Annotated in this window: 13 protein-coding genes and 1 other annotated feature; all 13 genes read left to right on the top strand. The window is 35.3% G+C overall.

Annotated features, from left to right (window positions below):
• The first annotated feature begins 8 nt into the window (after nt 1–8).
• Nucleotides 9–929, top strand: coding sequence for an ABC transporter ATP-binding protein (locus tag LY60_RS08285; protein WP_145082355.1), 921 nt, complete (start codon nt 9–11; stop codon nt 927–929).
• Nucleotide 930: 1 nt separating this feature from the next.
• Entirely contained in the window at nt 931–2,523 is a 1,593-nt protein-coding gene (locus LY60_RS08280; RefSeq protein WP_145082353.1) for an ABC transporter permease, read from the top strand.
• 135 nt (nt 2,524–2,658) lie between these two features.
• Nucleotides 2,659–3,207 (top strand): flavodoxin family protein, encoded by a 549-nt coding sequence (locus tag LY60_RS08275; RefSeq protein WP_145082351.1) that lies wholly within the window; start codon nt 2,659–2,661, stop codon nt 3,205–3,207.
• 107 nt (nt 3,208–3,314) lie between these two features.
• Nucleotides 3,315–3,570 (top strand) — a binding site (T-box leader).
• Between the two features lie 246 nt (nt 3,571–3,816).
• Nucleotides 3,817–4,827 (top strand): ketol-acid reductoisomerase, encoded by a 1,011-nt coding sequence (ilvC, locus tag LY60_RS08270; RefSeq protein WP_145082349.1) that lies wholly within the window; start codon nt 3,817–3,819, stop codon nt 4,825–4,827.
• A gap of 137 nt (nt 4,828–4,964) precedes the next feature.
• Nucleotides 4,965–5,645, top strand: a complete 681-nt coding sequence (locus tag LY60_RS08265; protein ID WP_145082347.1) for a SanA/YdcF family protein — start codon at nt 4,965–4,967, stop codon at nt 5,643–5,645.
• 338 nt (nt 5,646–5,983) lie between these two features.
• On the top strand, nt 5,984–6,811 hold the full coding sequence (locus LY60_RS08260) for a DNA-formamidopyrimidine glycosylase family protein (RefSeq protein ID WP_145082344.1): 828 nt from the start codon (nt 5,984–5,986) through the stop codon (nt 6,809–6,811).
• Nucleotides 6,812–6,918: 107 nt separating this feature from the next.
• Nucleotides 6,919–7,446, top strand: a complete 528-nt coding sequence (locus LY60_RS08255) for an AAA family ATPase (RefSeq protein ID WP_145082342.1) — start codon at nt 6,919–6,921, stop codon at nt 7,444–7,446.
• Nucleotides 7,447–7,743: 297 nt separating this feature from the next.
• Nucleotides 7,744–8,205 (top strand): GNAT family N-acetyltransferase, encoded by a 462-nt coding sequence (locus LY60_RS08250; RefSeq protein ID WP_145082340.1) that lies wholly within the window; start codon nt 7,744–7,746, stop codon nt 8,203–8,205.
• Nucleotides 8,206–8,446: 241 nt separating this feature from the next.
• Complete coding sequence (locus tag LY60_RS08245; RefSeq protein WP_145082338.1) at nt 8,447–9,190, top strand: class I SAM-dependent DNA methyltransferase; 744 nt, start codon at nt 8,447–8,449, stop codon at nt 9,188–9,190.
• Nucleotides 9,191–9,394: 204 nt separating this feature from the next.
• Nucleotides 9,395–9,862, top strand: a complete 468-nt coding sequence (locus LY60_RS08240) for a cupin domain-containing protein (protein ID WP_145082336.1) — start codon at nt 9,395–9,397, stop codon at nt 9,860–9,862.
• Between the two features lie 41 nt (nt 9,863–9,903).
• Nucleotides 9,904–10,443, top strand: coding sequence for a nitroreductase family protein (locus LY60_RS08235; RefSeq protein WP_145082335.1), 540 nt, complete (start codon nt 9,904–9,906; stop codon nt 10,441–10,443).
• Nucleotides 10,444–10,545: 102 nt separating this feature from the next.
• Nucleotides 10,546–11,475: an AraC family transcriptional regulator gene (locus LY60_RS08230; RefSeq protein WP_145082333.1), complete on the top strand. Its 930-nt coding sequence runs from the start codon at nt 10,546–10,548 to the stop codon at nt 11,473–11,475.
• A 56-nt stretch (nt 11,476–11,531) separates the two neighbouring features.
• Complete coding sequence (locus tag LY60_RS08225; protein WP_145082331.1) at nt 11,532–12,506, top strand: serine hydrolase domain-containing protein; 975 nt, start codon at nt 11,532–11,534, stop codon at nt 12,504–12,506.
• Nucleotides 12,507–12,595 lie beyond the last annotated feature (89 nt).

Genomic DNA, 12,595 nt, shown 5'->3' with positions numbered 1-12,595 from the left:
GGGTATTTATGAATACAATTGAAATTAGTAAACTCACAAAATTTTTTGGTAAACAAAAAGCTTTGGATGGTGTTGATTTAATTGTAAAAGAAGGTGAAATATATGGATTCATAGGCCCAAATGGAGCAGGAAAATCCACTACAATACGGATTTTGTTGGGGATGCTTCAAAAGGATTCAGGAGATGTAAGATTACTTGGGGGAGATCCCTGGACCGATGCTGTTAAGTTGCATGAACACATAGCATATGTGCCCGGAGATGTGACACTCTGGCCTAACTTAACAGGAGGTGAGGTAATTAACTTTTTAGGACGATTGCATGGAAACATTGACTCTGCAAAGCAGAAGGAATTAATTGAAACTTTTCAATTGGATATACGAAAAAAGTGCAAGTCATATTCTAAAGGTAATCGTCAAAAGGTAGCTTTAATTGCAGCATTGTCATCAAATGCAAAAATGCTTATATTAGATGAACCAACTTCCGGCTTGGATCCACTTATGGAACTGATTTTTCAAGATTATATTCATAAAGCAAAAAAAGAAGGAAAGACAGTGTTTCTGTCAAGTCATATTTTGGCTGAGGTTGAAGCTGTGTGCGATAAAATTGGAATAATAAGACAAGGAAAAATCGTAGAGTCAGGAACGTTAGATGATCTTCGTCATTTAACGCGTACAACTTTGACCGTTGAATTAAAAAGTGATCTGGATTTAAATAAACTTGAAGGAATTCATGATATTTCTCATGATAGAGGAAAGGTTCGTTTTTCTGCAGATTCAGAAAATTTAGATCATATTATAAGCAAACTATCAGCTTCCGGAATAAAGTCACTGACAGCAGAACCACCTGCCTTAGAAGAACTTTTCATGCGACATTATGAAAAAAATGAAGGCATAATGCTTAATAATGCTGCTCACAAGGAGTTGAAGTAATATGGCTGACAATAACTTCAAAGGAACGTTAAATTTATTGAGATTTTATTTGCGCCGAGACAGATTCATATTGCCTGTTTGGATACTGCTACCGTTATTTTTAATTGCCGGACAGATTTCTTTCATTGAATCTATGGCTGACTGGCGTGAATTTATGGCAGAACTTTCTGCTAATGCACTTACAAATGCAATCCTTGGTCCAATTGTGCCACTGAGCAAGGAAGGTGCGGTTTTATGGCGCGGAATGCTTCAATCATCTATTGCAGTCATGATAGGAAGTTCATTTACCGCTATCAGACATACCCGTTCCGATGAAGAGTCCGGAAGATATGAATTGATTTATGGAAACGGAAAAGGAAGAAATGCAGCCATAACTGCTTCTATTGCTATTAGCTTTGCAGGAAGTTTCATATCAGCATTGTTTGTCTCCATAATAATGATAATCAGTGGATTTTCATTAACAGGTTCTTTATTGGCAGGATTGACACTTTGTGCGGTGGGACTTATTTTTACCGGAATTGGGGTTCTCATATCACAGATTTTTCAAGATTCCGGAAGTGCACGAGGTTTTATTTTAGCACTTTATTTTTTAAGCATGGTTCCTATGATGATAAACAATGTTGGAGGCGGCAGCACATTTTGGATATGGCTTGCTCCAGAAGCATGGTTTAGAATAACTGAGCCTTTTGGAGGAAATAATTTTTCTCCTTTGCTAGTTTTTATGGTGCTGTCAATTATTCCTATTGCTTTTGCATATTACTTGATGGATAACAGAGATTTAGGCAGAGGTATTTTCAAGGAAAAGCTTGGTCCGGAGGATTCTGCTGAACTTAAGAGTCCATTGGCGCTATCTTTAAGACAGCATAAGAAAACAATAATAGTTTGGTGTATAGGCATGGCTTTTATAGGAGGTGCTGTTGGATTTATAACTCCAAGCATATCTGAAAATATAAGTGAAATGCTAGTGAACATGAGCACATGGGCAGAAACTATGTCAAAACTCGGCAACAGAGAAGGCTTTGTTTCAGTAACCATTTATATTATGGGGCTCATGGCAGGAACTTCTGTCTATGGTATATCAACAGTACTTAATCTTAAAAAAGAAGAGTCAGAGCATTTTGCAGAAATGTTGTTAGCCCAGCCTGTGAGCAGAATCAAATTGATGAGCGGTTATTTAATTATAGCATATGCAGGAAGTGCTGTTATACTTTTAGTCCTAGGGGCATCAGTAGGATGGGGATGGGGCTATTCATCAGGGGACATGTCATTAGTTTCAAAGGCAATAGTAATGAGTTTGACAAAAATACCATCAGTCTGGGTTATAATTGGAATTACATCATTGCTGTATGGATGGATGCCGCGCATTTCTGCTGTATTGAGCTGGTTTTTACTTGGACTGTTTATTGTTACAGAAATGCTGTGGGAGGCAGGAATTGTTGGCTGGTCAGCAATGGAGCTTACTCCGTTTGGTTACGCTCACTACAGCATTCCAGTTAATGAACTGTCAGCATTGTCACTGTCATTGCTTGTTCTGCTTTCAATAACTTTTACTCTCGTCGGTTTAGCAGGATTTAAAAATAGAAACATAATATAAATAAATCCGGCAGCAATCATTTTTGCTGCCGGGTAAATTATTGTATTGTTTGAAGAATTTCTGTATTAATGATATAATTTATAAAAATTTACATATTCAAACAATGAAAACGCAGAATAAGAATAGGGGAATAGTATGAAAGTTGTAGTACTTACAGGAAGTCCGCACACAAACGGAACAACATCGTTGCTAGCAGATGAATTTTGCAGCGGTGCAATGGAATCATCTCATGAATTAATTCGTTTTGATACAGCAAAATTAAAACTCAATCCATGTATTGGTTGTGACCACTGCCGGAAGAATGAAGGTAAATGTGTATATGAATATGATGACATGATTGAAATAATTTTGCATTTGTTAACTGCCGATGCGGTTGTATTGGTAACTCCATTGTATTATTTCGGTATGACATCGCAGTTAAAAAGGGTTATAGACAGATTTTATTCTGTTAATGATTTGCTTAGGGAAAATTCAAAAAAATTATTTCTCATAGCTGCAGGTGCAGATAAAGATGAATGGGCTATGGATGGAATAAAAGCTCATTACAAAAGCTTGTGCAAATATATGAACTGGCAGGAAGGCGGAATGCTTTTGGCCTATGGATTAGGCACAAGGCAGGATGCAGAGAACAGTGAATATAAATTAATGGCAAGAAAACTTGGAAAAGAAATGTGTCATAGTTAAATTGGATGAAATACTACTGAATTTATGACAAAACAAAATTTTAAAATTTTAATTGACAAACCTTTTTGCGGATGTTATACTTCTAAAAAATACAAATTAATAAACACATAAACGCTGTGAAAAGGAGTAGTATGCATTTTCAGCGATTTCAGAGAGTTGTTGGATTGGTGAAAGACAATATCAGATGAAATGCAGAAGTAGCCTTGGAGCGGACCTTCCGAAAATTTGAGTAGGATGGTACGAAGAAGCCAATCGTTAAAAGTGGCAGGATATCGACTAGAAATATTCCGTATCCGGAGAGGGCATTTCGTATGAAATGAATAAGAGTGGTACCGCGAAAGATTTATATCTTCCGTCTCTTAGGGATTAGTTTACCCTGAGAGAGGAAGATTTTTTTATGCCCTAACCCAATTTTTCAGAGTATTTTTTCTGTAAAATGGTTGGTAGGTCAAACCCAACGAGTTCTCAATTTATGCGAGCGAAAGTGAGCAAATAAATTGATGAACGAGACTGGAAATTGCTAACTTTCTCATGGACAACTAGTATTGCTGTAGGTTTGTCAAATGACATAACTAATAAACTAAAATTATATTTCATGGAGGAAGTAAAATGGGAACAATGTATTATGACAAGGATGCAGATTTAAAATATCTGGAGGGAAAGACAGTGGCAATAATCGGCTATGGAAGCCAGGGCCATGCACATGCTCTAAATCTTATGGAAAGCGGAATAAATGTAGTCGTAGGACTTCAGGAAGGAAGCAAATCCAAAGCTAAAGCAGAATCACACGGGCTTAAAGTTATGACAGTTGCTGAAGCAGCTCGTGCAGCAGATGTAATTATGATGCTTGCACCGGATACGGTTCAGAAACAAATTTATGAAGAAAGTATAGCGCCTAATCTGGAAGAAGGAAATGCTATTGCATTTGCTCATGGATTCAATATTCACTACAATCAAATTATACCGCCCAAAAATATAGATGTGTTCATGGTTGCACCCAAGGGACCAGGTCATCTGGTTAGAAGAACGTATCTTGAAGGAAAAGGCGTTCCGGATGTTTTTGCAATACATCAGGATTTCACAGGAAGATGCAGGGAAATTACATTGGCTTATGCCAAGGCAATAGGCGGAACCAGAGCTGGTGTTATAGAAACAACTTTTAAGGAAGAAACTGAAACAGATTTATTTGGAGAACAGGCAATTATTTGCGGAGGAATAACTGAACTGATTAAAGCAGGTTTCGATACATTGACTCAAGCAGGATATCAGCCGGAAATAGCATACTTTGAATGCTTACATGAAATGAAACTCATAGTTGATTTAATCTATGAAGGCGGATTTGAAAATATGAGATATTCTATAAGTGATACAGCAGAATACGGAGATTATATAACTGGAACCAAAATAATTACTAAAGATACAAGAGAATCTATGAAAAAAGTATTAAGTGATATTCAAGACGGAACATTTGCCTACGACTGGATATCAGAAAACAAAGCAGGAAAGCCAAGATTCCAGGCAATGAAAAAAATGCAGCTGGAGCATCCTATAATTGGAACTGGCAGAAAATTAAGGTCAATGATGTCCTGGATTGGAAAATCAGCAGAAGGACAAGAATAATTTTTAAAACTATTTAAATCTGGTAATGATAAATCAATTACCAGATTTTTATATGTAAATAAAATAATTTGATTTTATGTTTCAATTTATATCATAATCTAGTAGAATATAACTAAGAGTATTTATCAGGAGACATTATGAAAAAAATAGTTAAAGTGGGGATTTTTATTTCTAAAGCAATTATTTCATTGATTATATTGTCAATTTTATTAACTATATTTATCAATATTCATGTGAAATCTTCCACTGAAGACATGATAATATCAGCTGAAGAATCATTAGATAAAGATGCGGACTGCATATTGGTTCTTGGTGCCGGAGTTAGAAGAGACGGATCTCCAAGTCCAATGTTGGAGGACAGAATCTTGACAGGCATGGATTTATATAATAAAGGGGTTTCCGACAGATTGATTATGAGCGGTGATCACAGCACCAAAGGATACGATGAGGTCAACACAATGAAGAGATATGCAGTTGAGAGGGGAATACCTTCCGAGCATGTTTTCATGGATCATGCCGGCATATCTACCTATGACAGCATTTATCGTGCAAAAGAAATATTTCAGGCAGATAAAATTATAATTGTTACTCAACAGTATCATCTGTATAGAGCTTTATACACTGCAAGGTCCCTTGGAATAGAAGCATATGGAGTATCAGCTGACATCAGGGTATATGCAGGCCAGGATTTAAGAGAAATACGAGAAAAAGCTGCAAGAGTCAAGGATTTTTTTATGGCTATATTTAAGCCGAACCCTAAATTTCTGGGTGATACAATACCTGTCAGTGGAAACGGCGATACAACAAATGATAATTAGCAAAATTAAAGCAGTTCCTTTAAAAGAGGAATAAAGAAATGTATCTGCATTTCCTACAGATACATTTCTTGAGTGTGTGAAAGAATTTCTGTAAATTGACTTTCTTATATCATTTATTTAAATTATTCTTCCTTGTAAGAAACATATTTTTCAATAATAGTAATTATAGTTTAAATTAAATCACTTCTACCAAGTAAAGGTAAAGCATATATAACAATTACCATTTTTAGGAAACATTTATTGCGGTTTTCTCCATATTATGCTAGTATTGTTTTAATGAATATATTGCGCGATTAACTTAATACTTGATTATTTATTTACATTAGGGGGTGTAAAAAATGATTGAAATACCAGAAGCATCAACATTATCAATGCAATTAAACAAAACTGTTGAAGGAAAACGAATTAAGGATGTTATAGCTTCACAATCTCCTCATAAATTTGCATGGTTCAACAATGATCCGCAGGACTACAAAAGTATGCTCTCAGGAAAAGTGATAACCAGAGCGGAAGCAGTAGCCGGATATGTTGAAATCACAGTTGAGGATGCAATATTATTATTTGGGGATGGAGTCAATTTAAGATTCCATGGTATTGGAGAAAAAAGACCGCAAAAGCACCAGCTTCTAGTTGAATTTGAGGATTTTACAGCCTTGAGCGCATCAGTTCAAATGTATGGAGGTCTATGGTGCTTTAATGTTGGAGGATTTGACAACTCATATTATTTACGCGCCAAAGATAGTATATCTCCCATCTCTGAAGAATTTGACAGGGAATATTTTAATGCAATTTTATCTGCACCAGGAGCACAAAAATTAAGTGCAAAAGCTTTGCTGGCAACTGAGCAAAGAATACCAGGCTTAGGTAACGGCACATTGCAGGACATTCTCTTCAATGCCGGAATTCATCCAAAGAAAAAAGTTTCATCATTTACGAAAAGCGATAAAGAACTCCTCTATGATTCAATTAAAACTACCCTAAAAGAAATGATAGAACAAGGCGGCAGGGACACTGAAAAAGATCTGTTCGGAAACCCAGGCAGCTACATAACAAAACTAAGCAAAAACACAGCTAACAAGCCATGTGAAATATGCGGCACCACAATAATCAAAGAAGCATACATGGGCGGCAGCATTTATTATTGTCCGAAATGTCAAAAGATATAAATGAATTCGGAAAGCAAAGTAAGATAAAATTAATATAAAGATATAAAATAAACTTCTAGTTTGGCTAATAACGCACAGTTAAATAAGAATTTGATGAGGAAAATAGAATGGGAAATAGAATAATTGTATGTGGTGGAAATGGTGCAGGAAAAAGTACATTAGGCAAAGAACTTTCTAAAAAATTAGAATGGAAGTTTGTGGACATAGAAGACTATTATTTCCCTTTAAATAGCATGGATTATAACTATGAGATGGCACGAACAAGAGAAGAGGTGTCGTCTTTATTGTTAGAAGATCTAAAACTATATGATAATTTTATACTTGCTTCGGTTAAAGGAAATTATGGTGAAGAAGTTAGTTCCATGTTTACTTGTGCGGTATTGGTTAGTGCGCCAAAAGAAATTAGAATGAAACGAGTAAGAAATAGATCATATAAAAAATTTGGAGACAGGATTTTGCAAGGTGGCGATTTATATGAGAAGGAGAAAAAGTTTTTTGATATGGTTGAGCAACGTTCAGAAGATGATGTAGCAGTATGGTTAGAGTATATTAATATTCCGATCATTCGGGTAGATGGAACGCAACCTATAGACAGAAATATTCAAACTATATGTCGATTATTAATGGAACGTTAGTGTTGATTATGAAATAGATAAATTCCAATTTGTCGATAATTTGAATTTCCCATTATGTTTATTATGAGATGAAATAAAATTAGATTTATAAAATAAAAATATGACATTAGGAGCCACATAATAATTGAATATATAATATGATATTTACGAAAAAAGGAATTGAACAACAAAATATACTTTCAGGAACAGTATTTTGGTAGTGAAATTTTGTGCTAATTATAAATAAAATATATAATCTTATGTCAAAATATTTAAATAAATGCGAAACAATAATTCGTGTTAGGCAGGTGTGTTTGTGTGAATATTATTAAGTTGAAGAAAGAAAATATTGAAAATTCTCTTGATTTAGTGTGGGCGGTTTTTCAAGAATTTGAATCACCTGATTACTCAACAGATGGTATCGAAGAGTTTAGAAAATTTATATCATATAATTCTATTGTTGAAAAATTTGATAAAGGAGAGTTATGTTTTTGGGGATATATAGATAATGGTGATTTGACAGGCGTAATAGCAACAAGAGGAGTTAATCATATATGTATGCTGTTTGTAAAAAAGGATTATCATAGGCGAGGTATAGCAAAAAGTTTATTCCAGACAGTTAAAGAAATATGCAAAAAACAGGACAATGTTAGCAAAATTACTGTAAATTCATCTCCATATGCAGTAGAAGTATATCATCGACTTGGTTTTGTTGATATAGACAAGGAGCAGACTGTGAATGGTATACGATTCACCCCCATGGCATATTTTTTGAAGTAAGACTAAATATAATACCCACAGTTTAATTTAAATAAATTGTAAATGTTATAAGCGAAATTAAAAACGATAGTGTATTAAACGAGCATGTCATTATCAAAAATATGAAAAACAAATTATATAATAACGCACAGTTAAATAGAATTTGCCTGACTTGTTAAAGTAGTATAGATTTATAACATAACAAACTATGACTTATAGTTTAAAGTCAGGTAAATTAATTTAGAAGAAGAAGGTATGAGCGTTGAATAGACAAAATATTTACGATGATAATGTTTTTTTTGAATCATATAAGAAATTAAGATCTGGAGTAAATGCAAATGAAATTGTTGAAATTCCTGCTCTTTTTGAAATGCTACCTCCACTTAGTGGTCTTCGTATTTTGGATCTTGGTTGCGGCTATGGAGAACATTGTGTTAAGTACATAGGAATGGGAGCTGATAAGGTGGTAGGAATCGACATATCTGAAAAAATGCTACAGGTTGCCATTAATGAAAACTCATCACCTCAGATTATATACAAAAAATTGGATATGGAGGATTTATCAGAACTTAATCCATCATTTGATTTGGTTGTTAGCTCTTTAGCGTTGCATTATATAGAGGATTTTAAGATGGTAGCGGAACAAGTATATAGATTGCTTAATAACGGTGGTAAATTTATTTTCTCGCAAGAGCATCCTTTTAGTACAAGTTTTACATATGGAAATCGATGGACTAAAGATGAAAATGGCAAAAAGCTCTATGCAAATATTTCTAACTATTCAATTGATGGTAAAAGAGAATCTCGATGGTTTAAGGATGGAGTTATTAAGTATCATAGGACGTTTTCAAGTATTATTAACACTTTAATCGAATCTGGATTCTGTATTGAACAGATGTCAGAGCCAATTCCATCTGAGTTGGTAATGAATCAATATCATGATTATTTGGACAACATTCATAAGCCTGATTTTCTGCTGATTAGAGCAATGAAATTAAAGAAATAATTGCAGGATTGGTTAATGAGGAGAAGCGAACCAAAATTGTTTATGCGCCATAGGGGGCAGTTCTCTGTGGAAAATCACCAAATCTAAGAGTAACGGTGTTAAAAGATATAATGAAATGGTCAAGGAGAACCGTCCCCTATGACCGTCAATATCAAACAATGCGAAATACAAATTTCTTATATTTTATGAAGGAGCAACAAACACATGGAAATATTGAATGTAGAACAATTACCAGAAGAATTTTTATGGAAAGATTCCGTTGGCTTAATTACAAAATCGTTAGGTGCTGCGGCGGGGAGCCAAAAGATTTATGTGAACATTGATTACGTTCCGCCGAAAGCATATAGCACCAAATATCATAGTCACTCCCAACAGGAAGAGTTTTTTATGATCCTTTCTGGCTCCGGGACTTTGCGCTTAAACGGCCAAGAGTGGCTTGTGAAACAGGGTGACTTCATTGCAAAACCGGCGGCGCAAGAAATCGCGCATACGTTTTATAACTCTGGCAATGAAAGTCTGGTCATTATAGATGTAGGAACCAACGAAAAAGAGGATACCTGTTACTATCCGGATGAGGATATGTATCTTCAGAAATCGAATGACCAACGCCGAATTTTCAGAGGAAAAGATTTAGATTCGTCGTGGACATCTGAGCCAAATCACACAAAATGAGCAAGCTTCCACGATGACCTATATCAGAAAGGGAGATTAACATGCTGGAACAAATAGAAAACAGAAGAAGCATCCGTAAATATCTTGATAAAAAAATTGAAAAAGAGAAGGTTGTTCAAATATTAGAAAGTGCTAGATTAGCACCATCAGGCAGCAATACTCAACCATGGACTTTCATCATAGTTGAATCAGAGGAAACTAAAGAGAAACTAACAATTGCCGATCATAATCAAAAATGGATGATGACAGCTTCAGTATTTATTGTGTGCGTAGCAGATATTCGCTGTCGTATTTCTGAAGACATCAGTGTCAGGCTGGATGAGAACAGCCCTGAGCCAGAGCTTAAACTAATTATTAGGGATACAGCGATTGCGATAGAACATATATTGCTTGAAGCAGAGCATTTGGGGTTGGCAACATGTTGGACAGCGTGGTTTGAACAAGATGCTGTCAGACCTATTCTAAACATTCCGGAAGATAAATATGTGTGCGGAATAATTACGTTGGGATATGGTGATGAAGCACCAAATCAACGACCAAGAAAAAAGATTGATGAAATAGTTCGGTATGAAAAATGGTAATGAAATCTTCTTAATTTATTACAATTTTAAAAAATTAGTATATTTGTAAATAACATTTGAGGTATGATAAGTGTAACCGTGACAGGAACAGGAGGAAATCATATGTCAGAGCAGGAGTGTAAGGAAGAATACATACGAAGAATTCATAAAGTACAGGACTACATTGAGCAACATTTCGGACAGCCCATGTCTATTGAGGAGCTTTCTAATGCTGCTGGGTTCTCAAAGTATCATTTCAGCCGAATTTTTCAGAGTATGTTACATGAATCATTGGCTCATTATGTGAACCGAATCCGTATGGAGAATGCACTTTTTCTGCTAGTACATCGGGCAGATAAAAATATCACGGACATTGCTTATGAACTTGGATTTACGGACTCAGCTGTATTTTCCCGAGCTTTTAAGAATTATTATGGCATTAGTCCAAGAGAATATCGTAAGGAATATAGCAAGAATTGCAAAGATTCTTTTTTATTGTCAGAGTACAATAAGGATACAGCAAAGAAAGAATGGGCAGAAAAGCTGTTTCCTGTGACTGGTCAAATCACAATAGAAAACCTGGAAGAAAAACAGGTCGCTTATGTCAGACATACCGGCACTTATGAGACTTTATCAAAAGAATATGTCAATCTGCTACACACGTTATTTGTTCATGCGAATAATCAGCACCTTCTTGTAGACGAACAAAACTGGCTGCTTGCCATATATCATGACAATCCGGAATTCGGAGATGAGAGTCAGTTTCGTACCAGTCTGTGCCTGACGGTTCCAAAGGACATACTGATACAAGAAAACGGAGTTCTTGGAAGGATGAAGTTAGAAGGTGGTCTGTATGCGGTTGGACATTTCCGGATTCAGCAGGAACAATTCAGCAATGTCTGGGATTACATGTATAAGGAATGGCTTACATGCAGTGGTTATGTTCCAAGAAATTCCTATCCATTTGAAGTGTATCGTAATAATCCGGATGCTGATGAAAATCATATCATTGAAGTGGACATTTACGTTCCCATTGAGCCCATTATTTTCTAATATGCTGTAAATTAATTCTGAGGTGGGCATATGGAAAATATAAGGAGGTATCATGCATGAACTTAAAAACAAAAATGGAAGAGGTAATAAATAACAGCTACAAGAATATGGGAGGCATAATTGTTCTGAAAAATGGTAAGACGGTATATGAAAAGTACTTTAACGAATGCAGTGCTGCCAGCACTCTCCATGTTTTTTCAGTAACAAAAAGTATTATTTCCATATTGATTGGCATAGCCATAGACAAAGGGTTCATAAAAAGCATTAATCAGAATGTATTGGATTTTTTTCCGGATTACACAGTAAAAAGAGGAGAAAAAACGATACAGAGCATTACACTTAAAGACCTGTTGACAATGACAGCACCCTATAAACATAAAACCGAACCTTATACAAAATATTTTACCAGCGATAACTGGGTAAAATTTGCACTTGATTTATTAGGAGGAAAAGGACAGATTGGAGAATTCAGATACGCTCCCCTTATAGGACCGGATATTTTTTCAGGTATTCTTGTAAAAGCAACCGGGCAATCCGTGCTTGATTTCGCAACAAAGTACTTATTCTCGCCGCTGGAAATTGAGACCAAGTCCAATGTGATTTTTCATAATAAAGAGGAACAAATGGCATTTTACGAAGCTAAGGATGTCAACGGCTGGGTTGTTGACCAAAATGGAGTAAATGCAGCAGGATGGGGTCTTACCCTGACTCCTGCGGATATGGCAAAGATAGGTCAACTGTACCTGGATGGTGGAATATGGAATGGTAAACAAGTTATATCTTCCGAATGGATAAATGAGAGTACAAAAGAACATAGCAGGTGGGGAGAACTGTCATATGGTTATCTGTGGTGGATTATTGATGATGAAGAACATGCTTATGCCGCTATGGGAGATGGAGGAAATGTGATTTATGTCAATGAAAAGAAAAATATAGTTATTTCAATTGCTTCTTTTTATACACCCCATGCTCAAGATAGAATAAAACTGATTAAAGAGTATATCGAACCAGTGTTTGAGGATTGTGTATAGTGAATTTCAATTTAGGGGTATATCGTACTAAAAATAAATGTTATGAGGAAAATGGTTAATAATAAAATAGTTTATTAAATAAAACAAAA

This window comes from Sedimentibacter saalensis (assembly GCF_007830175.1).
Lineage (GTDB): Bacteria > Bacillota > Clostridia > Tissierellales > Sedimentibacteraceae > Sedimentibacter > Sedimentibacter saalensis.
Note: the sequence above shows the minus strand (reverse complement) of the source record. Positions and strands in the feature narration are given on the sequence as shown.